The organism is Dyella sp. (assembly GCF_051954575.1).
Taxonomy (GTDB): Bacteria; Pseudomonadota; Gammaproteobacteria; order Xanthomonadales; family Rhodanobacteraceae; genus Dyella_B.
Genome location: NZ_JBQCHP010000013.1, coordinates 19,761 through 42,227 on the forward strand (window position 1 = coordinate 19,761; position 22,467 = coordinate 42,227).

18 protein-coding genes are annotated in these 22,467 nt (G+C 62.9%); 10 read left to right on the plus strand and 8 right to left on the minus strand.

Annotated features, from left to right (window positions below; all coding sequences use genetic code 11):
• Nucleotides 1-221: 221 nt before the first annotated feature.
• Complete coding sequence (locus ACTHNE_RS01510) at nucleotides 222-773, minus strand: hypothetical protein (protein WP_440268394.1); 552 nt, start codon at nucleotides 771-773, stop codon at nucleotides 222-224.
• A 224-nt stretch (nucleotides 774-997) separates the two neighbouring features.
• On the opposite strand from ACTHNE_RS01510, the gene ACTHNE_RS01515 reads away from it, so the two are divergent.
• From ACTHNE_RS01515 to ACTHNE_RS01535, 5 genes are all read left to right on the plus strand, one after another.
• The gene (locus ACTHNE_RS01515) at nucleotides 998-1,384 is read left to right on the plus strand and encodes a VOC family protein (RefSeq protein WP_324945050.1); all 387 of its coding nucleotides are present in this window, start codon (nucleotides 998-1,000) and stop codon (nucleotides 1,382-1,384) included.
• Between the two features lie 90 nt (nucleotides 1,385-1,474).
• Nucleotides 1,475-2,113, plus strand: a complete 639-nt coding sequence (locus ACTHNE_RS01520; protein WP_440268395.1) for a carboxypeptidase regulatory-like domain-containing protein — start codon at nucleotides 1,475-1,477, stop codon at nucleotides 2,111-2,113.
• Between the two features lie 4 nt (nucleotides 2,114-2,117).
• Nucleotides 2,118-4,463 carry an EAL domain-containing protein gene (locus ACTHNE_RS01525; protein ID WP_440268396.1) on the plus strand — a complete coding sequence of 782 codons (2,346 nt, stop codon included), beginning with the start codon at nucleotides 2,118-2,120 and terminating at the stop codon, nucleotides 4,461-4,463.
• Nucleotides 4,460-5,686 carry a hypothetical protein gene (locus tag ACTHNE_RS01530; RefSeq protein ID WP_440268397.1) on the plus strand — a complete coding sequence of 409 codons (1,227 nt, stop codon included), beginning with the start codon at nucleotides 4,460-4,462 and terminating at the stop codon, nucleotides 5,684-5,686. Before ACTHNE_RS01525 ends, ACTHNE_RS01530 begins: the two co-directional genes overlap by 4 nt.
• A gap of 153 nt (nucleotides 5,687-5,839) precedes the next feature.
• A complete protein-coding gene (locus ACTHNE_RS01535; protein WP_440268398.1) occupies nucleotides 5,840-6,724 on the plus strand; it encodes a hypothetical protein in 885 nt (294 codons plus the stop codon).
• A gap of 77 nt (nucleotides 6,725-6,801) precedes the next feature.
• Here ACTHNE_RS01535 and ACTHNE_RS01540 read toward each other — a convergent pair whose 3' ends face one another.
• The 5 genes from ACTHNE_RS01540 to ACTHNE_RS01560 all read right to left on the minus strand — a co-directional run bounded on the left by ACTHNE_RS01540 (nucleotide 6,802) and on the right by ACTHNE_RS01560 (nucleotide 13,994).
• A complete protein-coding gene (locus tag ACTHNE_RS01540) occupies nucleotides 6,802-9,696 on the minus strand; it encodes a type 2 lanthipeptide synthetase LanM family protein (RefSeq protein WP_440268399.1) in 2,895 nt (964 codons plus the stop codon).
• A gap of 89 nt (nucleotides 9,697-9,785) precedes the next feature.
• The gene (locus ACTHNE_RS01545; RefSeq protein WP_440268400.1) at nucleotides 9,786-9,977 is read right to left on the minus strand and encodes a DUF6229 family protein; all 192 of its coding nucleotides are present in this window, start codon (nucleotides 9,975-9,977) and stop codon (nucleotides 9,786-9,788) included.
• A 35-nt stretch (nucleotides 9,978-10,012) separates the two neighbouring features.
• On the minus strand, nucleotides 10,013-10,198 hold the full coding sequence (locus tag ACTHNE_RS01550) for a DUF6229 family protein (RefSeq protein ID WP_440268401.1): 186 nt from the start codon (nucleotides 10,196-10,198) through the stop codon (nucleotides 10,013-10,015).
• 249 nt (nucleotides 10,199-10,447) lie between these two features.
• Nucleotides 10,448-12,502: a PAS domain-containing protein gene (locus ACTHNE_RS01555; protein ID WP_440268402.1), complete on the minus strand. Its 2,055-nt coding sequence runs from the start codon at nucleotides 12,500-12,502 to the stop codon at nucleotides 10,448-10,450.
• Nucleotides 12,495-13,994, minus strand: coding sequence for an ATPase domain-containing protein (locus ACTHNE_RS01560; protein WP_440268403.1), 1,500 nt, complete (start codon nucleotides 13,992-13,994; stop codon nucleotides 12,495-12,497). Before ACTHNE_RS01560 ends, ACTHNE_RS01555 begins: the two co-directional genes overlap by 8 nt.
• Nucleotides 13,995-14,200: 206 nt before the next feature.
• On the opposite strand from ACTHNE_RS01560, the gene ACTHNE_RS01565 reads away from it, so the two are divergent.
• Entirely contained in the window at nucleotides 14,201-15,526 is a 1,326-nt protein-coding gene (locus ACTHNE_RS01565; RefSeq protein WP_440268404.1) for a carbohydrate porin, read from the plus strand.
• 306 nt (nucleotides 15,527-15,832) lie between these two features.
• On the opposite strand, the gene ACTHNE_RS01570 is transcribed toward ACTHNE_RS01565, so the two are convergent.
• Nucleotides 15,833-17,155 (minus strand): TolB family protein, encoded by a 1,323-nt coding sequence (locus tag ACTHNE_RS01570; RefSeq protein WP_440268405.1) that lies wholly within the window; start codon nucleotides 17,153-17,155, stop codon nucleotides 15,833-15,835.
• A 542-nt stretch (nucleotides 17,156-17,697) separates the two neighbouring features.
• Between ACTHNE_RS01570 and ACTHNE_RS01575 the strand changes: the two genes are divergently transcribed.
• A complete protein-coding gene (locus tag ACTHNE_RS01575) occupies nucleotides 17,698-18,462 on the plus strand; it encodes a 4'-phosphopantetheinyl transferase family protein (RefSeq protein WP_324943426.1) in 765 nt (254 codons plus the stop codon).
• Between the two features lie 2 nt (nucleotides 18,463-18,464).
• Here ACTHNE_RS01575 and ACTHNE_RS01580 read toward each other — a convergent pair whose 3' ends face one another.
• Nucleotides 18,465-19,196, minus strand: a complete 732-nt coding sequence (locus ACTHNE_RS01580; protein WP_324943423.1) for a YdcF family protein — start codon at nucleotides 19,194-19,196, stop codon at nucleotides 18,465-18,467.
• Nucleotides 19,197-19,441: 245 nt separating this feature from the next.
• Here ACTHNE_RS01580 and ACTHNE_RS01585 point away from each other — a divergent pair, with 245 nt between their 5' ends.
• The 3 genes from ACTHNE_RS01585 (at nucleotide 19,442) to ACTHNE_RS01595 (ending at nucleotide 22,436) form a co-directional block, all read left to right on the plus strand.
• On the plus strand, nucleotides 19,442-20,065 hold the full coding sequence (locus ACTHNE_RS01585; protein WP_324943417.1) for an XrtA/PEP-CTERM system exopolysaccharide export protein: 624 nt from the start codon (nucleotides 19,442-19,444) through the stop codon (nucleotides 20,063-20,065).
• A 74-nt stretch (nucleotides 20,066-20,139) separates the two neighbouring features.
• Entirely contained in the window at nucleotides 20,140-21,654 is a 1,515-nt protein-coding gene (locus tag ACTHNE_RS01590; RefSeq protein WP_440268406.1) for an XrtA system polysaccharide chain length determinant, read from the plus strand.
• 2 nt (nucleotides 21,655-21,656) lie between these two features.
• Nucleotides 21,657-22,436, plus strand: a complete 780-nt coding sequence (locus tag ACTHNE_RS01595) for a polysaccharide biosynthesis protein (protein ID WP_324943411.1) — start codon at nucleotides 21,657-21,659, stop codon at nucleotides 22,434-22,436.
• Nucleotides 22,437-22,467 lie beyond the last annotated feature (31 nt).

Below are 22,467 nucleotides of genomic sequence, written 5' to 3' on the forward strand. Positions count from 1 at the left end.
AATCGGTTGCGTTGATCCGCGCGACGGCGCTCGCGCATCACTTACCGTTCGAAGCCGTGGATCAGGTCGTGCATGCCACGCTTAAAACGGTGCATGGCATGCGGCATACGTATGATCCGGCGGTTTCTTACCAGGCGTGGTTGGACGCTATTGCCACGCATCATGCGAAGCAGGTGGTGTGTACTCGATGGGGTGCCGAATCGTCATTCCGGTGAAGTGGTCTAGAGAAACTTCGCAAACTTGTCGATCGGACGAACCTTCAACGCATCCAGATCCCACGCAAGCAACTGCGCGATCGCCAAGGTATCGGCATGGATCTGCCGGCGGCGTTCGGAGAACGCGCGCAGCAACCTGTTCCGCCACCGGGATTGAACCTGCAGTTCGAACGCGATGACCGCCGCGGCAAGGCGGGTAAGGTCGTCGGTCCAATCGAGGCTGATCGCCGCGTTGGCGATGGCCAGCAATCGGCCGTGCGACACCAGCCGGCTTATGCGTTTCTCGATCGACAACGACTGCGCAGCACGCGCATCGCCCGGGGTAAGCACGGCGTGATATAGCAGGGCGCTAAGCACTCGTTCCATGCGGCGCGCCAGACGTTGCTCGAGCGGCTCCAGCTCCACCGCGTTTGCTTCGATAACATGCGCTTGCGAAGCACGCGATCGGCTTGGCCGGGCATTCGGCGCCGAAGGGCGGGTGCCGGCAGGCCAGAGCGGTATCACGTTGCTCGGAGCGCTTTGCTCCGATTCGATCAGGAAGTTGGTGGTCGTCTTCATAGTGCCCTTGCCCATGCATCGGACGTGCCAGCTCGCTGGCCTTCAGGGGTTATCGGCCGCCGATCGGGCCGGCTGAAGGGTTCCAGGCGACCCGGCCGGTCAGGACGCCCCCGTAGGACCCCGCTGACCTGCGAAAAAAGGTCCGTTCTGGCAAGGAATGGTCATCACGTTCTGGCCTGGTTCGCGCATAATCGGCCACTCGATCCGCCTGCACGGGAGCTTCCATGAAACGCGTTACTGGCATTGGTGGGATTTTCTTCAAAGCCAAGGATCCGAAGGGCCTTGGCGCCTGGTACAAGAAGCACCTCGGGGTCGACGTCGCCGACTGGGGCGGCGCCGCGTTCCGCTGGAACGGCCCGGACAACCCCGAAGGCGTCGGCACCACCGTCTGGAACCCGTTTGGCGCGGACACCAGCTATTTCGCCCCCAGCTCCGCGCCCTTCATGATCAACTACCGTGTCGACGACCTGCACGCCTTGCTGGCTGCGCTGCGCGCCGAAGGCGTGCACGTGGATGAGAAGGTCGAGGAATCCGAGTACGGCAAGTTCGGCTGGGTCGTCGACCCGGAGGGCAACAAGCTGGAGCTGTGGCAGCCGCCGACCGGGCAGTGAGAGGCCATGCCACCTGTAAATGCCAGGTGGCAGAAAATTTGCATCGACGACAGACGTAGGTCCGCCATCCGGCACACAGGGGAGCTGTCGATGAGGCGCTGCCGTTCGCCACTACTGTGCCTGTTCGCCTGGGGCGTGGCCGCGGCGGCGCATGCGGGAACGTTGACGATACGAACGGCCGACAACCATCAGCAGCCCGTCGGCGATGCGGTCGTGACCATCGATGGTGCCCACGCTGGTACCGCGGCTGCTACGCATTACATCGACCAGAAGGGCGAGCGGTTCATTCCCTATGTGGAAGTGATGCATCCGGGTGACAGCGTGGTGTTCCGCAACAGCGACAGCACGCGGCACCATGTTTATTCGTTCGCGCCGATCGGGGCGTTCCAGTTCATTCTCAGCCCCGGCGAAAATTCCGCGCCTGTCGTGCTGCGCCAAGTCGGTACCGTCGCCGTCGGCTGCAACATCCACGATCACATGATTGCGTATCTCGTGGTGACCGCCGACCAGGTGCGGGTGACGAACGAGCAAGGCCTGGCGCAGTTCGATGACCTGCCGCCCGGCCGCTATACGGTGACGGTATGGCATCCGCAACTGTGGCCGGGGCATCCGCCGGTAAGCGCGAATGTCGACGTGCCTGCAACGGGTGCCGCGCCCGACCTGCCTTTCACGTTGCGGCTGATGCCCGACCCGCGCCAGGTCGCCGACCACGAACACCTGGACTACTAGCGCCATGCGCATGGTGATCGGCTTCCGGCTTCGCCTTGCGCTGTTCTTCGTCGGAATGCTGGTGACGGTGCAGCTGATCACCGGCGCCCTGGTCTACAGCGTGACGCGCCACGCGCTGGTGCTGGATGGCGAACGCCAGCTCGCCGCCAGCGCCAAGGCCTTTCAGGCGCAGATGGACGATGTTTCCGCACGCATCGCCGGCAATGTGCGTGTGATGGCGCTGGATTTCGCCTTGCGCCAGGCGATTGCCGAAGGCGACCGCGGCACCGTGCTTTCGGTGCTGCACAACCATGGCCGGCGCGTGGGCGCGTCGCGCATGCAGCTGGTCAATCTCGATGGCAGCATCGCCGCCGATACCGCCGACGAGCATGCGGCAGGGCAAAGCTTTCCCTTCGGCGAACTGATCCAGCAGGCGTTCAATCAGCAGACCGCGGTGATGGCCGCCGTACAGGGGCATGTGGACTGGATCGTGGTGGTGCCGATCTACGCGCCGCAACCGGTGGGCCTGGTGGTGGTCTACGTGCAGGTGGACGATCAGCTGCTTGCGCACATGCAACAGCTGAGCACGCTGCGGCGTGACGTTGCGCTGGAGGTGCAACTGGCGCCCTCGCATTGGCAGGCGGTGGCGCTGGGCGATCGTGCCACGCCTTTCGCGCGCGGTTTGGAACAGGCCACGGGCGACTTTCCGGAGCAGCCAAAGCTGCGTCGCATGGGGCAGGGCGATTACATCGTGCTGGCCCAGCCGCTGCAGCGGCCGTACAACAGCGCGCCAGTCGTGGTCCTGTTCGGCTATTCGCTGGATGACGCCTTGCGTCCTTATCGCAACCTGGCGTTGGCCTGGTCGGCCTTGCTCGCGCTCGGCCTGGTCACCGGCTTGGTGGGCGCGTGGCTGATCGCGCGCAACGTATCGCGTCCGGTGGAATGGCTGGCGACGGTGGCCAGGCGCATCGAGCAGGGCGACTACCGCACACCGCCACGGCTGCGACGCCGCGACGAGATTGGCGCGCTGGCCAGCGCGATCGGCGCCATGGCCGAAGCCGTGCAGCAGCGCGAGGAACGCATTTCCTACCAGGCCACGCACGATGCCGTGACGGGGCTGCCCAATCGTCTGGCGATCGAGGCCGAGATCACGCACGACATTGCCGATGGCGTGACGCGCGGCAGCTTGCTGATGATCGGCCTTACGCGCGTGCCGGACATCATCAAGACCATGGGGCACGGCCTTTGCGATCGCCTGATGCACGAGGCGGGCGAGCGTATCCAGCACCTGGCGGACGGTGCGCAGGTGGCGCGCGCCACCGACAGCAACTTCGTCATCTGGCTCGCCGGCGCCGGCGTGGACGATGCGGTCCGCGTCGCAAAGCATGTGCTCGATGTGCTGACGGCGCCCTACGTGGAGCCCAATCTGAGCATCGACATGGTGCCTGCCATCGGCGTCGCCCTTTATCCGGAGCATGCCGGCCACGCCGTTGCGTTGCTGCGTTATGCCGAGACGGCGCAGTTCGCGGCGATCGGCTCGTCCCACGCCTGGGCGTTCTACCGGACGGCTACCGATCCGCACCGGCCCGAGCGGCTGTCGTTGATGGGCGAGCTGCGTGAAGCGCTCGCGCAACGTCAACTGAGCTTGCATTACCAACCCAAGCTGGCGTTGTCGACACGGCGCATGGATAGCGTGGAATCGTTGGTACGGTGGCAGCATCCCATTCGCGGGAACATACCGCCGGACGTGTTTATCGGCATGGCCGAAGACACCGGCAACATCCATCGCCTGACGCGATGGGCCTTGGAGACGGCCATTGTGCAAGCCAGCCAGTGGCGTGCGCAGGGCCTGCTGCTACGCGTGGCGGTCAACCTTTCCGCCCGCGACCTGGGTGATGTCGAACTGCCGGGACACATCGTCGAACTGGCGGATCTGCACCGGCTTCCGCATGACCAGCTGACCTTGGAAATCACCGAGCGCGCAGTGATCGGTGAATTCGAATCGGCCTCGCGCGTGCTGCAGCAACTGGACGAGCAAGGTTTTCATATCGCCATCGACGATTTCGGCGTCGGCCAGTCGTCATTGTCATACCTGCACAAGCTGCCCGTGCACGAGTTGAAGATCGACCAGAGCTTCATCAGGCACCTGATCGATGATGCCAACGACCGCATCATCGTGCGCTCGATTGTGGAGCTCAGCCACAACCTGGGCTATAGCGTCACCGCCGAAGGTGTGGAGAACGCGCAAGTGCTGGACTACCTGGCTTCGATCGGCTGCGATCATGCGCAGGGTTACTTCGTTGCGCGGCCGGTGAGCGCCGATTCGCTTGCCGATGAAATCGCCCATCCATTCGACGGTGGCCACGCATGAAATACCGCCTGCACGCGATCATTGCGGTATGGAGCCTCGCCATGGCGGTGCATGCGCAGGATATCGACCTGCATGCCTATGCCGACGAGCGCCTGGTGGCGGCGCCAGACGATACCAGCTGGACACGCGGCGGCTTCGGCAAGGCACGCTATGGCGACGGGCGAACCAGGCTGCATTTCGGCGGTGCGGCCATCTATGGCTCCGTGCAGATCACGCCTGAATTGCTCGCGCTAGGTCAACTGCAATATCAGACCAGCGGACACAGCGGCTTCAGCCTGCTGGAAGCCTGGCTGCGTTATCGCCCGGTATCGACCACTCCGTGGCGCTGGTCGTTGCGGGCAGGCGTATTTTTTCCGCCGGTGTCGCTGGAGAACGAAGGCGTCGGCTGGACCAGTCCGTGGACGATCAGCTCCTCCGCCATCAATACCTGGGTGGGCGAGGAATTGCGCGCCATGGGCGGCGAATTCCAATTGGAACGTCGCAGCGAAGCCAACAGCTGGGAGTTGCGCGCATCGCTGTTTCGCCGCGACGATGCGGCCGGTGGTGTGTTGGCCTCGCGCGGCTGGTCCATCGGCGACCTGGTTTCCGGCATCGGCAGCCGTTTGCGCGAGGCGAATGCTGGAGTGAGTGAAGAAGGTGGGACGCTGCCGCGCTATTACGACCCCTTCCGCAACATCGGCCGATCGCACTGGGGCGACTACGCTGCCATCACCTGGCATGCGCCGGGCGAAACGCGCGTAAGCCTGATGCATTTGGACAATCGCGCCGATCCGGCGGCGTCGGCGTTCTATGCCGACGGCGATCGGCAGTTCGCCTGGCGCACGCGTTTGTGGAGCGTGGCCGGGCGCACCGATACCGGGAGCCTTACCTGGATCGCACAGTGGATGGATGGCAACACTCGCAGCGAGCAGTCTGCGGACCAGCCATTGAGTACGCATTTTCGTGCCGCCTTCGTACTGCTTGGATGGAACCGGGGCGCTTGGCGACCCGCGTTGCGCATCGAGCATTTCAGCGCGCGCACGCCATCGGCGAACGCGGACTGGAGGCAAAGCGAACACGGCAATGCCATCACGGCGGCATTGAATTGGCGGCCGCGCGACTGGTTGCGTCTTACCGCGGAGGTGTTGCGCATCGACAGCATGGCCACGGTGCGTGCCGAATATGGTTTGCCCGCGCGCGTCATGGACACGCAGGTGCAATGGAGTATGCGGGTTTTCTACTGATCGGCGCACAGGTGTGTTTCCGCGCATGCCCGCATAAGCAAGATGGCTCGCCAGCGCCTACAATCGGCTGATTTCCCGATCCACCCGGGCCGCGGCCCATGCTTATCGGGAAACATGCTCAAGCGCTGCGTCCCATAGCCTCGGAGAAACCACATGCGACAACCCCATCGCATCCTGCTGCAGACCACCATCCCCCATATCGAGGACGACTGGCATATCGGCCGATTTACGCTGCTGCGCGATCACCTGGCCGGCCTGCGCGGCGACGACGGCTTGCCGTTATTCGAGGTGACTGCGCGCGATCGCGATCCGATCAGTGCGCCTGACAGCGTGCTGTCGCAACTGGATACGTCGGCATTCGATGAGCTGTGGTTGTTTGCGGTGGATACCGGTGACGGACTTACGCCGGCGGACTGCGAGGCCATCGGACGGTTCCGGCAACGCGGCGGCGGCTTGCTGGTGACGCGGGATCATATGGACCTGGGCAGCTCGGTGTGCACGCTGGGCGGCGTAGGGGCTGCGCATTTCTTCCATAGCAAGCAGCCGGAGCCCGAGCCCTCGCGGCGCCAGGCCGACGACACCATCACCACCTACATTTCGTGGCCCAACTATCACTCCGGCGCCAATGGCGACTTCCAGCAAATAGAACCTTGCCTTCCGCTGCACCCGGTGTTGGCCGATCCGGATTCGCCGGATGGCGCCATCCGCTTTTTCCCCGCGCATCCGCACGAAGGCGCGGTGGGCAAGCCGGAGCACGATGCATCGGCGCGGGTGATCGCCACCGGCCGCAGCAAGCTGAGCGGGCGCACGTTCAACCTGACGGTGGCGTTCGAACCTGTGAACGGGCAGGGGCCGGCGATCGCGGCATCGACCTTCCATCATTTCGCCGACTACAACTGGGACCCGTCACGCGGATCGCCAAGCTTCGTCAGCGAACCGCCTGGCGATGCGCTCGCGCGTTCGCCGGAGGCGCAACGTTCGGTGCGTCGCTACGCAACGAACCTCGCGCTATGGCTGGCGGGGCGGCCCGTGGTGTAGCGAGGCACAGGAGGGCGTCGGGTTTCGGCTGCACCTCCACCCAACGGCGAATCACCGCGCTGCATCTCGCAACTCAGTCAAGCGTGGGTTACCGGCCGGGCGGTTTTCGAAACGTGGCTGCTTCCTCGCACTTGCAGCGCGTTATCGCAAGAGCGTTCCAATAGCAGCGGCGAAGGCAGTGCGCAGTCCGGATGCAATCGGCTCAGGCCATAGATCGCGCCGGCAAGTCCATTCATCATGCCCGGCGTGAAAGCGGCGCGTGCCCGGCCGGTGACGATGCCGCCGTTCTCCTCGATCGAGGAAATCACCTGTGCCGCCGATCCGATCAGATCTTCGGCGCATGCCACTGGATCGAGTGCGGCCGCGCGCCATTGCAATTCCCACAACGAAAAATCCCCGTGGCACAAGGTATGGCTGATCCCCCACTTGCCGCGTGCGGCCGCAATCGCGCGTCGCAACCTGTTCAGGTGCTGCGGCAGGCCCGTACGCGCGTACAGATCCGCTGCAGCGAGGCCGATGCCAACGCTGCCGTTGCACCAGGTGTCATGGCTTTTGTTGGCGTCCGCGTAACGTTTGTCGATCCAGTTACCGCAGTTTTCGTCGTAGAGCGAATCTTCGAACGCAAAGGCTGCGTTGGCCAGTGCGCTCCAGCGGGTGCGATCGACTTCGCTGCCGGCTTTGGATGCAGCAAGCCGCGCGAGTGCCCAGCCGATGCCGGTGGCGCCATGCGAGAACCCGCCGATCGGCTGCTCAAAGCGCGTCATCCAGCGCGCGCCAAGCGCGTCGACGACAGCGGTTTTCTCCAGATGTTGCGCTGCGCGTGCAGCCTGCACCAGCCAGCGCGCATCGCCGGTGGCATCGGCCAGGCCCAGCAACGGCAGGATGACGCCGGCGGCACCATCGATGATGTCGAAGCCATCTTCCTCATGGATGCCTCTCGCTTCCAGCGCCTCGGCATGGGCGGTCGCCCGCGCAAGCAAGTCCGGGCGTCGCATCAGGTCGGCCAAGGTCAGCCACGTCCAGATTTGCGCGCCGAAGCCCGCAAAACCGCCGAGGTTCCTGGATTCCTGATTGGCTTCCTGTGCAATAAGGGTGCGCAGCGATCCGTTTAGCGCTTCCTGGGTACCTGCCACCGGGTTCGCGCGGCCATCTTCGACTTCATGCAGGTAACCTGCGAGCGCAACGGCGACGCCGCCAAGCCCGAAGTAGAGATCGAACTGCAGCGGCTGAATAAACCAGCCGTCGCTGGTGGTCTCCGGCGTGATCCATGTCATCGAGCCGTCGGCGCCGGACACGGCGAGCCTCAACAGGCGTTCCACCACATCCACGGCCAGCTTGCGTCGGCGCGCATCCAGATTTTCGGCATGAGGCGCTTGCGCGCGGCAAAGGCGCTCATCGCTGTCTTGGTCGGGCAGGTTGCCGCGACGATTGAGTTCGGTGGTGACCAGCGCACTGCGAATGGTCAACTCTTCCAGGTCGATGCGCATCGCACGCCAGTCCGCCAGCGCGGCATTGATCCGTGCAGGTGTCAGCGGGGCGACGAAAACGGGAATGTCTCCGTAAAGCAGATCGTCGATCGCGCCGGATATTTCCACTGGCGTGGATACCGTTACGGAGGTGATCTCAGCATTGCGGGAAAACAGATCACGAGCGCGTTCGATCGCCGCGGCTTCATCGTGCAGCGACGCCGGATGCCACAGCATGCGGCCGATCTCCGCATAGATCTGGGTGGGATGGCGAAGATCGCGAACCATGCAATCTTCAAATTCGGCCAGCCATGCTTCGAGCACGCCTTTGGCGTCGACCTCGCGCAATCGGTTCGATGCGGCGAGAAACCCTTCGCTTATCTGGCTCCAGTACGTGGACACCTGGGGAAAGGGACTGGGATGATTCTGCGAATGCGCGATGTCGGTATCGACCAGCTTCAAGCGGGCCGCGGTAGTGCCCGCATCGACGATCACCGGCATCTGTATCTTCGGCTGCTGCTGGGGCAGCGCGCCGGCCGCCGAAAGATCGGCGCCGTCGAAGCCTTCGTCCGATGCACGGAACGGCACGATGCCGGTGCGCAAGACGGAGCCGGCAATCAGCGTCTGCGCCGCGTCGTGAGCCTGTCCGCAGCCCGAATGCGCGGGTTTGGGAATCACGGCGAACAGGCTTTCGGCGTCAATCACCACTGGCACCGGCCCGGCGGCGATGAGATTTTCATGATGGATGTCGGTGCCGCCGAGCAGGCGCAGTGCCGCCAGCCAATGGCCCAGACGCAGATAAAACGCGCGCAGTTCTTCTTCGCCAGCGCAATAGCGGTGCACGACGAAAGAAGCCCAGCCGTAATCGCCCCGGTCGATCACTTCGGGCACGCGGATGCGATCGGCGGCATCGCCGAACACTCGCTGCAAAAACTTGTCGAGCGCCAGATCGATGCGCAGCGAGCGTGGCTTGTACATCACCTCGCCAGCTTCCACCGACAGCCGTGCGACGGCCTGGCCGCCGGCGTGGAGATCGCCCTGGCCGATGTTCAGTGCGATGAGGCGTCCGGCGGGGCGATCGAAGAAGCGCGCCAACTTGGCGCGATCGGCGGCAAAACGTGCGGCGAGCGATTCGATCGCGCCGGCTTGCTGGTCGAGCGAGCGTTGCAGGCGGCGGCACAACGGCGGATAGCGCCGATCCAGGTGAGCGGCGAACTCGGCTTGCAGCGCATAGTCGATAAATTGATCGTGGCGAGCCGCATCGCTTTCCGCGGTGAGCTGACCGCACCGATTGGCTGCGTGCAATTCCAGCAGCAAAACGCGGTTTAGCTTGAGCCGTGCGCTGTAACGCAGCGCTTCTTCGGCAACCTTGCCGATCAGGGAGGTTTCGCCTGCATCGAGTCCGGAAATGGCGGCAAGACGTGCCTTCAAGGCTGCGCGTGCCGGTTCGGTGAAACGCTCGATGATGGGGGCGAATGCGTCGGGTGTATGCGTGTCGGCCAGCATCGTTTCCAATCCCCTCTAGCGACGATGCAATCGGGACATGAAAAGGCCAACGCATCACCACGATCGGGATCTGCGTTGGCCCTGGAAGATCAGCAACAAATACAGCCGTTGGCGCAGGACATGGTGGTCTTCTGCGTGGTGAAAATGGCCGCGGTTGTCTGGCTGGTCATTTTTTTCTCGGTAGCGCTGTCGAGGTAAAGCGGGCCTGCCGGATTATCCAGGCCGCCGAAGCTGTCTGAGCCAGTGAGCCAACCGGAAACAACATCGTCATTGCGTTGCATAGCTGAACTCCTTCGCAGGTCAAGGAATGGGAACATCAGCAACAGGCGCAGCCGGAAGCACAGGACTGCGTGGTTTTGAGCATGGTGTCCATCCTCTCCATGCTCGTCCGAGTGGTCATCTTTTTCTGGACGGAGCCATCTACGTAGAGCGGGCCGGCCGGATTATCCGAACTATCCAAGCCGCTGAGCCAACGGGCGACAACTGCATCATTCTGCTGCATAGCCGAACTCCTTCGAAGGTCGTAAGAAAGGATTCGGTCGCCGTTTTTCCGGCACCTTAGGCTGCCGAAAAAAGCTGCTACCGAACGCGAGCCATCAACATGCACGCGGCCACTATCCCGAGCTGGGATTTATGACGCCCACAAATGTTTCCCCCGGGCAGACGCCGCCTCTCAACGATGGGCCCGGATATGTGTAGAGAATGTATAGATACCACCCAATGGCATAAGCGAAGCAGATGTGCTGGCATGCTATTGCGCCAGCGCCTGCCGCACCGCCTGGCCGAAATCGTCCAACGCGAACGGCTTGGTGATGATGGCCATGTTTTCGCCCAGAAACTCCGATTGAACCGCTGCGGACTCGGCATATCCGGTCATGAAGAGCACCGGAACGCCAGGGCGTTCCTGGCGCATCAGTTCCGCCAGCTGACGGCCGTTCATGCCGGGAAGGCCGACATCGGAAATAAGCAGGTCCACCTGCCCGGAGGAAGAAAGGATCGGCATCGCAGCCGTCGCATCCCGCGCGGTGGTGACGGAATAGCCCAGTTCTTCGAGCAGATAGCTGACCAGGAAGCGCACTTGGTCATCGTCTTCGACCACCAGGATCTGCTGGCCTTCGCCCTTGGGCGTGCGGCCGGTGGAGGGGGGCTCGGTGGCGGCATCGTGCGGAGGCGCGACCGGAAGATAGAGCGCCACCGTTGTCCCTTTGCCGGGCGCCGATTGAAGATCGATGTGGCCGTTGGATTGCTGCACGAAGCCATAGATCATCGACAGTCCCAGGCCGGTGCCCTGGCCGAGCGGCTTGGTGGTGAAGAACGGTTCGAACACGCGCTCCTTGACGTCCGCTTCCATGCCCACGCCGGTATCGGTCACTTCCAGCACCACATGGCCTGCGGCATGAGCGACGACACCCTCGGGCACATAGGGCACGGTCGAAGCGCAGCGCGTGGCGATGCGGAGCAGTCCGCCATCGGGCATGGCATCCCTGGCGTTGATGCTCAGGTTGAGCAGGGCGCTTTCCAGTTGATTGGCATCGACCATCGCCTTGCCCAGGATCGGCGCCAGGTCCAGCCGCACCTGGATGCGTTCGCCCAGGGTCTGGATCAGCAGCAGCTCCATCGACTGCACCAGCGCATTGAGATCCACCGGCTTGGGATCGAGCGACTGCCGCCGGGAGAAGGCAAGCAGGCGTTGCGTGAGTGCCGCGGCGCGGTTCGCCGCATCGGACGCAGCACGGATCATGCGGTCGAGGTTGTCCATGCGCCCGTCCTTAAGGCGCACGTTGATGATGTCCAGCGCGCCGATGATACTGGTCAGCATGTTGTTGAAGTCGTGCGCGATGCCGCCGGTAAGCTGGCCGACTGCTTCCATTTTTTGTGCCTGCCGTAGCGCCGTTTCGCTTTCCGATCGGGCTTGCACTTCCGCTTGCAGCTCGGCGGTTCGTTCGGCGACTTTGCGCTCCAGCGTCGCGGCGAAGCGTTGCGCGGCCTGCAAGGATTCCTTGCGTTCGGTGATGTCGGTGGCGAACACGTGAATGCCTTCCACGCGCCCGTCCTGGAAGCGGGGGATGTAGCGAAATTCGGCATCCCGGCGTGCGCCATCGGGGCGCGGGCTGCTCAGCTCGAGCTGGGTTTCATCGCCCGCCATGGCGCGATGCACCGCTTCCCGGCACATCTGCCAGTGCTGCGCACCGAACACGTCTTGCATGGTTCTTCCCAGCATGCTGGCGGGCGCGATGCCGAACCAGGTCTGGTGGGCCTGGTTGACGAAGCGGTAGCGCAGGTCCGGATCGACAAACGCGATCAGCATGGGTGAGGCATCGGCGATCAGGCGAAGCTCCGCCTCGCTGTTGGCCAGCGCCTTGCGGCTGGCGGCCAGTTCGCCGATGCGATCGCGTATTTCGAACTGCTTTTGCCGCGAGCGCATTGCGGTGGCGACGGCGCTGATCAGCGAGGAGGAACCGACCGGACGTTCCAGTTCGATGCGATTGATGACTTCGCGCGGCAGCGGTACCTCCAATGGTCCGCTGCCGTTTCGCGGCGAGCGAAGCAGCACGAACGGCACATCCGACCAGGTCGGCTGGCGTCGCAGGGATGCCTGCAGCGATTCGGTTCCGTGCTTGAGCGCCTCCTGCGTGAGAATGACCACGCCGGTCGTTTCATCGATGTATCCGGCCAGGGTGGTCAGGTCGGGATAAACGTCGGTGTGATAACCGTCCTGGGTCAAGGCCTTGGCCAGGCTTTGCGCGTCGTGTCCCCACGGCGCCACGATCAGCACGCGGTTGCCATGTGGCGCATCCCTATGCATTACGGCTTTCCAGCAGGGAGTGCGAGCTGGCCTTGCCGATGAACTCCGGGGTGCCCGTCAGCACGCCCTGGAAGTCGACCAACGGCTCGCCCACCTGCAATCCGCGGCTGTCGATACGCAGCTCGCGAATCGTTTCCTCATGTTTTCCGCTACGGTTCTTGATCACCGAGATCGCCTTTCGAATGCGGCCACCGGCCTCGAAAAACCGGAACAGCACCACCGCGTCCGCAATATAGGAAACGCTGAGCGGCCCGGTATCCATGGAGCCGACCAACCCAAACTGCGGATTGATCAGGAAGGTGGTCACGCCCGAGTGGCTCAGGAACGCCAGAAGCTCATGCATCTGCAATATCAGCAGCTTTTCCTCCGGCATGGCGGCCAGGTAACCGTTAAGGCTGTCGATTACCACCATTTTGCAGGCCTGTTTTTGCACCGCCTGGCTCACGTGCCAGGCAAACTCGCCCGGCGCCATTTCCGCCGGATCGATCTGCACCACGTTGAGCAAACCTTTCTGCACACAAGGTTCAAGATCGATGCCCATGCTGCGAGCGCGATTGAACAAGGTGCCGACCCGTTCGTCGAATTCATACAGATGGCAGTTCTCGCCGCGCGCACACGCGGCGGCAATATATTGAAGCGCCAGCGTGGTCTTGCCGGTTCCCGCGGGGCCGGTAAGCAGCGTGCTGGTGCCGCGCAGTATGCCGCCGCCGACCAGCGCATCGAGCTGCGCGATGCCGCTGGTGATCGCTTCGCCGGAAAAAGCTGCCTGGTGTTCGGATGCGATGAGCCGTGGATAGACTTCGACACCGCCGGTTTGAATGGTGAGGTCGTGATAGCCGGCGATGAAGGTGGCCCCGCGCAGCTTTTGCACTTGCAGGCGCCGCCGCGCCGCGCCGAATTCCAAGGTGAAGCGTTCCAGCGAAATGACGCCATGGCTGAGGCTGTGCAGCTGGGTGTCGCGCGCCGTGCGCCCGCCGGTGAGATCATCCGTCAGCAACACCGTGATGCTGCGCGGTGAGAAAAACTGCTTCAGCGCCAGCACCTGGCGGCGGTAACGCAAGGAATCCTGGGCCAGCAGCCGCAGCTCGGACAGGCTGTCGAAGACGACGCGCTTGGGCGAGATCTGCTCGATCTTCTGCTGGATCAGCCGGATGGTTTCACCAAGCTCAACCTCCCATGAATGAAGCACGGATTGGTTGCGGTCATTGCCCAATACGTCTTCCACCGAAGACAGATCGAACAGCTCGATGCCGTCGAGACTCCAGCCGTGCGAGGCCGCGACTTCGATCAGTTCATCGGCGGTTTCCGACAGAGTGATGTAGAGGCATCGCTCGCCCCTGCGCACGCCATCCAACAGAAACTGCAGCGATAACGTCGTTTTACCGGAGCCCGGTTGTCCTTCCAGCAGATACAGGTGCCCCTGCGGGAGGCCGCCATGCAGGACGATATCAAGGCCCGGATTGCCAGTACTGCAACGCGTGGAAGAAGACATGAGTCGCCTCAGTCGAACTTAAGATTTGAAAAACCAATGGTTGTGACGGGAAACGTGGACGGACCGTGAAGCATTGGTGGAGACGTTACGGTGTCCATCGGTCCCTGCATTGAATCGGCCACGCGACGCATTCACAGGCCTCCCCGGGCGATAATCACGGACGTTATGCGCATACTTCGGCGCGCGTCATCGGGGAGGAGTAAGCGGTGAAATCAATCGCGGTTGCATGCGCACTGGCCTGCCTTCCAGCGGCATCGTTGTATGCGGCCGATGCGCCCGCCTATTTCGTTCCGCAGTTGCTGGGAGCCCAGTACACCTTTATCGAGCAATGGCAGGGACGCGTGCATTCACCTTATGCAGGCCCCTTGAGCCTGCTGGCCCAGGGCGATCATGCGCGGTCGCACACCTTCGGCATCTATGTCGGCGTACCGATCACGCAACGCCTGGCGCTGTATGTCGATACCGAACTTTTTCGCGGCGAAGGCATAAGCCACAGCACCGGGCTGGCTGGTCTCACCAACGGCGATGTCATTCGTGGCGGCGGCGGAACCCTGGGACGTTCGGCGTATGTGGCTCGAGCATTCTTTACCTATGACATTCCGCTGGGCAAAGAGGTGACCTGGCAAGAGCGCAAGATGGACCAGCTGCCCGGTGCGCAGGCCAACGACCGGTGGAGTTTCAAGTTCGGGCTGCTCGCGGTGAACGACGATTTCGACCAGAGCCGCTATGCCAATTCGGCGCGCACGCAGTTCATGAATTGGAGTCTGCTCAACAGCCCTGCCTGGGATTTCGCCGCCGACACGCGTGGCTACACCGTTGGCGGCATGACGACCTTGGCCAAGGGCGCATGGACCTGGCGCTACGGCGTTTACCAGATGCCCACCGAGGCCAATGGCGCGCGCCTGGAAGGGCCCATCAACCGAGCCAACGGCCAATACCTTCAGGTCAGCTGGCAGCACTCGCCAGATACCTTGAACCTGTGGCTGCTGGTCTACCGCAATCGCGCGCGCATGGGCATCTACGCCGATGCATTGCGCGCGGCCGAAACACGCCACGTCACGCCGAACATCCAGGCCGATGATCGCGAGGGGCGGCACAAATACGGTGCAGCCGTCGGCATGGATTGGCCGTTGGCCGATCACGGCGGCACAGGTTTGTTCGCACGGGCAGGGTGGAACGACGGCAGAACCGAATCGTTCGTCTTTACCGAAGCGGATCGCAGCGCGAGTGCCGGCATCCAGGTTTCCGGTGCGCATTGGAGCCGCTCCGATGACCGGTTCGGATTCGCGCTCGCGGTCAATGGTCTGTCGCCGGAACATCGCGCGTATCTGGCTGCCGGAGGTATGGGATTCACCCTTGGCGATGGTGCCTTGCGGTACCGCAGCGAACGCATTGCCGAGGCGTACTACGCGTTCGCGATCCATTCCTTTGCATTCGTCACCGCGGACATGCAATGGATTGGCAACCCTGGCTACAACCGTGACCGTGGGCCGGTGCGGGTGATCGGGATGCGTATCCATTTGGCGTATTGAGCTGGTTGGCGTCGAATCTCAGCTGTGCGATTGACCGCTTCCTCCCCTGCGAAGTAGGGGAGGGCTGGGGTGGGGTCAAGCAACCTCGTGATGAGTCCGTGCTGTGCGACAAGCTCGTGCAACCCCACCCTAACCCTCCCCTCGGCTCAAGTCCGGGGCAAGCTCTGCGCGCAAAGGAGGGAAGACGTTTCGGCAAGCCGAGATTCGATGGAGACCTTGCAACCGACCGTGCGTGATGTTGCTCGCAAAAATGGCCGGCACACCTTTGCGGTGTGCCAACCACCTCCTGCCAATCGATCGCACGATTCACTGCGTATGCCAGTCGTACGCCGTGCCGTTGGTGACGAAACGTGCGCTACCATCGGCCAGGTTCACGACCATGATCTTGTTGGTGTAAACGACTGGCGCGGGCGGATACTGTTCGACGTTGCAGTTGGCCAGCATCCGCGTGCCATCCGGCGACAGGCGCACCGGTACCCACCACAACGACGTTCCGTATTGCATGGGGACGCACGGTGAAGTGATCTGGCGTATGCCTGATCCGTCGGTTTTCACGGCATAGATCTCCGCGTCCCCAGCGGTGGAGGAGGGGCGCGCGAACAGGAAAGCCTGGCTGCCGTCCGGCGAAATCAGTACTTGCTTCTGGAACCCGAACGTGACCGCCTGGCTGGGATCGACAAGCGCAACCGACTGGCCGGTGAGCAGGTTTTTAGCGCACCACTGGATATACGTCTGGTTGCTCGCAACGTGACAGGGGCCTGGGTCATTTGAATCATAGGTCACTCCATAGACCACCTCGTGGCCGTCGTACGAGATATCTCCAACACTCCCTAAGGTATAAGGCGCATAGCTGTTCACTTCGACCTTGGTCGCCGCCCCGGTGGTGGTATTGATCACATAGATATCCGCTTCCGGATTGGGAGTCGGGTCGGTGCGCACGGCGTAGGCCAGCAGGCTGTGGCCATCGCCCGACCAGCGGATCGCCTCGATGCCGCGGTAATACCATTTGGAGGCGCACCACAGCACATGGTTGTTGCTGCCGTTGGATTGCATCAGGTGGATGCATGGAGGATGTTTGTGCGGCAGCACGTCGGCGGAGTTGGCATAGGCAATCTGGTCGTTGGCGGCCGGACCCCAGGCCACGGAGCCGTAGCTCGGGCCAGCTCTGGGATCCTCCAGATCATCGCTGCCGAAAAACATCGGCGGCGTGCGCACGCCGTACGCATTCACGATGTAGTACTTGCCGTGGTAGTCCGTAAAGTTGTAATGCGGGAGCGTGGAGTGGGCCTCCACGTATATGCTGTAGGTTCCTTTCGGATTGAAGGCATTCTCCAGCCACGGGCCCTCGTTGCCTACGCCGAGGTCGTCGTAGCCTCCGACCGCGGGTATGTTGAATACGCCCTGGGTATACGGCGTGAACTGCCGCTCATGGCTGCCATCATCAGCGATGCTGAAGATCGCCGAGCCGATCGGCGTGGTGATTCCATCGACGGTGCCACTGATGGTGCGCGAGAACAGCACCGTGCCGGGCGATGTCTGCGCGGCAGCGACCAACGGTTGCGCCGCGAACGCGGCAGCGGATAAACAAGCCAGCGCCAATAGGGCGCGGCGACACGAGATAATTTGCATAACACCCTCCTGGCCATGGCAGCGGCCATGGCATTGACTCGGATTGCCGACGCACTGTGCTGATCGACACCCCAAACCGCGTCGGACGAGGCAATCTAGGCTCGCAACCGCATGTGGGCTGTGAAGCGCCGGTTACTGTGAATGGTTGTGTTTGGCTGGTTTTTCGCCGCAGTGGCCGGTGTCGTGTTGAGTTGCGATACAGGCGGTTCGATGCGAGGAAAGGCCGCGGCGTTGCGCCGAAGGCTTCAACGCAAAGATGATGCAGGCCGCAGCGTTGAATCTCAGCAGCGCGAATGTTGACTCCCTCCCCTGCGGAGTAGGGGAGGGTTGGGATGGGGTTGTTTGCGCTTGCCGCATGGTTGAAATGTTTTGCGAGGTTGCTTTACCCCACCCCTGCATCCAGGGGTGGGGACGCATTGCGGCAAGCTGAGGTTCGAGGCCAGTGCGATACCACCGGCATCGGGATCACTCAAAAAAACATTTTTCAAATCACCCCACTGAGCAATGATGCAAAAAAGCCCATCAACACCCACGAGCATGACTTGAACACGTCCACGAACGATCCAGCCGGTAAGCAACGCCCCGTCCGCACCGTCATCGAGGCAACTTCCGCCGCGCTATGGCAGGAGCTCCGAAACGCCTGCGACGATGCATTGGCGCAAGGCCATGCCTTCGTCGCGATCCTGCATGGTGCCGAAGCATGGGCCGACGCACGCTGGTTGACGGACGAAGACCGCCAGCGTGCGGCACGTTTCCGCCAGGACAGCGACCGTCACAACTTCATGCTGGGTCGCAACCTGGTGCATTACCTGGTTCGTCCGCGCGGCATTACGACGCCATGTACGTTCTCATTGGGACCGCACGGCAAGCCGTTTTTGCTAGACGCACCCGCGTACAACCTTTCCCATTCCGGCCGCTGGGTCGCTTGTGTGGTGAGCCGCACTGAACCGGTCGGCATCGATGTGGAGACCTTTGCGCGCCTCAGCGATTATCGCGAACTGCTTGGCGTGATCGCGCATCCGGCCGAGCGCCGCTCGATCGAACAGGCGCCGATGGAGCATCGCCTGGCGTTGTTCAAGCGTTGCTGGACGCGCAAGGAGGCGATCCTTAAAGCCACCGGCAAGGGCCTTGTCGATGATCTGCAAGCGATCGACGTATGCCTGGAACAAGACGAACCCGTGTTCGACCGGCCGGCATCGCTGCGCCTGATGCAGCTGTCGATGCCGCAAGAGGAAGCGACGATTGCGCTGGCCTTGAGCCCCTCTGTATCCGGCGTGGTGGTGATGCGGGTGGATGCCTCGCGCTGACCTCAGGCCCAGCCGCGCAACCGATACCACCATAGGCCGGCCAATTCGCGCAGGCAGCGGCCGCTCAAGCGTAAAGCGGAGCGCCGTGGCCACCACGGATGCGCCTGCCAACCGGGATATATCGGATCGTAGGCCGGAGCAGGGATCACCTGGAGTCCCTGGCTGGCGAAGGCCGCCGCGGCGCGCGGCATATGAAAGCCGGACGTCACCAGCAGGATGCGCGTTCGCTTGGCGCGCTTGAGCATGGCGGCGGAAAACATCGCATTTTCGTGCGTATTCGTGCTGGCGCACTCGGCCTGCAGCGCGTCGGCCGGCACACCTTGCCATAGCAGGCCGTGCGCCATGCGTTGGGCCTGGTCGCTGCCGGACACCAGCACCATGTCGGCGCGTGCATCGCGGAACAACTGCAAACCGAAGCCGATACGCGTGGCCAGGCTGTAGGCATCGTCGGCATCCTGATCCGAACTCGACGGTGATAGCGCCCCGCCGCCCAGGATCACAATCGCGTCGGCCTTGGCATAACTGGATGCTTCGCGCTGCGGATAGTGTCGTTCCAGTGTGTCGCGCAGTCGCATGGCCACCGCCGGGGCGGCGCACAGCCACAACCAGCACACGCCCAATGCCAGCAGTGAGAACGCCAAGCGACGGCGCCGGCGGAACAGAAGAAAGAGGCCGATCGCGCCAAGGATGGCCGCCTGGTAGATCGGATAAAGCAGGTGCTCAAGCAGGTCCATCGGGTTCCTCGCTGCATCCTCGATGCTGATTCGTCGTGCCGATCTTGCCGGCAAATTCAACGCTACCGATTTCACCGGAGCGGCGGAAATGACGACGAATGCCGGCTCCGCGGCTCAAGAAGCATGCCAAGCCACCGGGTCCAGTCAGCTTTTTTAGCGCTCAGCCCTATTGCCTTGACCGTTTGTCAAGAGCATATAATGAGACCGGGGTCACACTTTTAAACCATTACCGGCCGAGATAGCCCATGAAGAGCCTCTGTCGTTGTTTTGCGCTGTGCCTGCCATTGCTGCTCGCCGCCTGTGCAACGACTGGCGGTGCCAGCGAGCCGCCCAAACCCAATGCCGAGGTGCAGGCGGTAACCACGTACCACATCGGTGTGGACGATCAGTTACAGATCACCGTCTGGCACAACCCGGACCTCAGCGTGAGCGTCCCGGTGCGCCCGGATGGCCGGATCACTGTCCCCCTGATCGGCGACGTGGTCGCCGGCGGCCGAACCCCTGACCAAGTATCCGCCGAAATCAAGGACAAGTTGCAGTCCTATATTCGCGACCCGCAGGTGGCGGTGATTCTTATCGCGCTGCGCAGCAACGAGTACCTGTCGCGGGTGCGGGTCACCGGCGCGGTACGCAGCCCGATCTCCATTCCCTATCGCCAGGGCATGACCGTGCTGGACGCGGTGCTGGCCGCCGGCGGCATTACCGAATTTGCCGCGCCCGACCGCACCGAGCTCTATCGCAAGGGCGACGGGCAAAGTGCCAATTCCTACTCGGTGCATCTGGACCGGATCCTGCAGAAGGGCGACCTGGCCAACAACTATCCGGTACAGCCGGGGGACGTGATTACGGTGCCACAACGCGCGTTCTGATCGCGCACGCGGTTTTTTAGGGACTCAAAGGGAAAGGGGATGTCATGGGGGGAGAACTAGCATCTTTAAGCGGCATGCTGCCGGCGCTGTTGACCGAAGCGCGGCGGCGGCGCATGGCGTTGGGCATAGCCTTCGCCGTGATCGCGATCGCGGCCGTGGTGGTGGGCATGTTCTGGCCGAAGAAATACGAGGCCACCACCACCATCCTGGCGCAGGAAAGCAACATCATCACGCCGCTGATGGAAGGCGCGGCTTCGGCCACGGCCAATGCCAACCGGGCCGGGATCGCGCAGAACGTGATTTTCAGTCGCAAGGTGCTCGACCAGATCCTGGAAGCCGGCGGCTGGATGGCGACGCATCCGACGCCGGTGCAGCGCGATCTCATCATCGAGGGCATCCGCGCGCGCACCAAGGTGCAGATCTCGCACGGCAACCTGATCACCATCAGCTATGCCGATTCCGAACCGCGCCGCGCATTCGTGGTGACGCGGGAGTTCGCGCGTCTTTTCATCAGCGAAAGCCTGGCCTCCAAGCAGCGCGAAAGCCGCGACGCCTACGACTTCATCAACAGCCAGGTGGAAACCTATCGGCGCAAGCTCACCGACGCCGAAGACAAGCTCAAGGCCTATCGCGAATCCAACGTGGACGCGCGGCCCGGCAGCGATGCCGACACCAATTCGCGCATCAGCCAGCTGCGCACGCAGATCGAGAACACGCAGCTGGAGTTGACCGAAAAACGCTCGCAGGCGGCCGCATTGCAGGCGCAGCTGTCGGGCGAATCGGAAGTCAATGCGGTGCACACCACGCAAGGCATCTACGACACCCAGTTGGCCGACTTGCAGGGCCAGCTCGACAAGCTGCTGCTCACCTATACCGACCAATACCCGGACGTAATCCGCATCCGCCACCAGATGCTGGACCTGCGTCAGCAGATGGCCCAGGCCGATCGGCGCAAGCAGGCGGCGCAGGCGGCCGGCACGCCGATACCGCTGGACAACGCGGTGCAGATGAACCCGCTGTACCAACAACTGAAGATCCAGCTGGCCGCCGTGGAAGGCGACGCCGCCGCGGCCGAGGCGCGCATCCATGCCAGCGAAGCGATGCTGGCGGCGGAACTGGATCGCGGCAAGCGCATTTCCAGCTCGGAAAACGTCACCGCCGAGCTGACGCGCGACTACGACGTCAACCGCGACGTGTACCAGGATCTGTTGAAGCGCCGCGAGAACGCGCGCGTGTCGATGAATCTCGATTCGGAGCAACGCGGTCTCACGTTCCTTATCCAGAATCCGGCGGTAGTGCCGCTGGTGCCTTCAGGCCTGCGCTTCATGCATTTCGGCGCGGCCGGCCTGGTGTTGTCGCTCGCCATTCCGTTCGGCCTGCTGTTCGCGCTGGTGCGTTTCGACCCGCGCGTGCGCTCGGCCGATCAATTGGAGCGCGCGCTCGGTTCCACCGTGCTGGCCACGATTCCGTTCTACCCAACCCCGCGTGACCGCCGACGCGACCGGTTGCACAACACGCTGCTGGTCCTGATCGCCGTCGGCGTCGCCGCGTTTTACCTGATTCTGTTCTGGATCCGGCACAAGGGTTGAGCATGAGCACTCACGACGAAAACCTCTTTACCGAACGGCGCGAGCACAAACCCGCTGCCAGCGTGCGCAACATCGAAGAAACGCCTTCGACCGGCCATTCGATTGCGCTGATGACCGAAGGCGGCCGCGCGCTGGTGCCCGCGCAACTGGAACAGCGGCGGCTGATCCATCGCGAGGATTCGGTACGCCGGCAATCCGATGCGTTTCGCGAAATCCGCACGCGCCTGCTCGAACTGGGCGGCAGCCAGAACTTCATTACGCTGGTGGCCTCGGTCAGTCCGCATTCGGGCGGCAGCTTCGTGGCGCGCAACCTGGCGGCGGCGTTCGCCTTCGACGAGGCGAAAACCAGCCTGCTGATCGATTGCAACCTGCGCTATCCGAACCAGCACAAGGCACTGGGCGTAGAGCCGGAACGTGGCGGCCTGATCGAATATCTGGAACACCCGATTCGTGGCATCAAGTCGATCATCTACCAGACCGGCATTCCGCGCCTGCGCCTGGTGCCGGCGGGCACTTCGCGCGAAAACGGCGGCGAATTCTTCTCTTCGTTCCGCATGCGCGCGATGCTCGATTCGCTGCGCTGCCGCTATACCGATCGCTATCTGTTCCTGGACGGGCCGGCCATCAACGGTTCGCCGGACGCGCGCATTTTGTCGGACCTGGCCGATTTCGTAGTCGTGGTGGTGGGCCACGGCCGCGATACGCCGGCCGCCATCAACCAGGCGGTCGCCAATTTCGACACGAACAAGCTGGCAGGGGTGATTTTCAATCAGTCGGCCTAGGACGAAAGGCGACTGCAATACACGCAATCAA

Coding starts and splice junctions, on each gene's coding strand:
- ACTHNE_RS01510 (WP_440268394.1), bottom strand. CDS start 773: ATGAAGACGACCACCAACTTCCTGATCGAATCGGAGCAAAGCGCTCCG.
- ACTHNE_RS01515 (WP_324945050.1), top strand. CDS start 998: ATGAAACGCGTTACTGGCATTGGTGGGATTTTCTTCAAAGCCAAGGAT.
- ACTHNE_RS01520 (WP_440268395.1), top strand. CDS start 1,475: ATGAGGCGCTGCCGTTCGCCACTACTGTGCCTGTTCGCCTGGGGCGTG.
- ACTHNE_RS01525 (WP_440268396.1), top strand. CDS start 2,118: ATGCGCATGGTGATCGGCTTCCGGCTTCGCCTTGCGCTGTTCTTCGTC.
- ACTHNE_RS01530 (WP_440268397.1), top strand. CDS start 4,460: ATGAAATACCGCCTGCACGCGATCATTGCGGTATGGAGCCTCGCCATG.
- ACTHNE_RS01535 (WP_440268398.1), top strand. CDS start 5,840: ATGCGACAACCCCATCGCATCCTGCTGCAGACCACCATCCCCCATATC.
- ACTHNE_RS01540 (WP_440268399.1), bottom strand. CDS start 9,696: ATGCTGGCCGACACGCATACACCCGACGCATTCGCCCCCATCATCGAG.
- ACTHNE_RS01545 (WP_440268400.1), bottom strand. CDS start 9,977: ATGCAACGCAATGACGATGTTGTTTCCGGTTGGCTCACTGGCTCAGAC.
- ACTHNE_RS01550 (WP_440268401.1), bottom strand. CDS start 10,198: ATGCAGCAGAATGATGCAGTTGTCGCCCGTTGGCTCAGCGGCTTGGAT.
- ACTHNE_RS01555 (WP_440268402.1), bottom strand. CDS start 12,502: ATGCATAGGGATGCGCCACATGGCAACCGCGTGCTGATCGTGGCGCCG.
- ACTHNE_RS01560 (WP_440268403.1), bottom strand. CDS start 13,994: ATGTCTTCTTCCACGCGTTGCAGTACTGGCAATCCGGGCCTTGATATC.
- ACTHNE_RS01570 (WP_440268405.1), bottom strand. CDS start 17,155: ATGCAAATTATCTCGTGTCGCCGCGCCCTATTGGCGCTGGCTTGTTTA.
- ACTHNE_RS01580 (WP_324943423.1), bottom strand. CDS start 19,196: ATGGACCTGCTTGAGCACCTGCTTTATCCGATCTACCAGGCGGCCATC.
- ACTHNE_RS01585 (WP_324943417.1), top strand. CDS start 19,442: ATGAAGAGCCTCTGTCGTTGTTTTGCGCTGTGCCTGCCATTGCTGCTC.
- ACTHNE_RS01590 (WP_440268406.1), top strand. CDS start 20,140: ATGCTGCCGGCGCTGTTGACCGAAGCGCGGCGGCGGCGCATGGCGTTG.
- ACTHNE_RS01595 (WP_324943411.1), top strand. CDS start 21,657: ATGAGCACTCACGACGAAAACCTCTTTACCGAACGGCGCGAGCACAAA.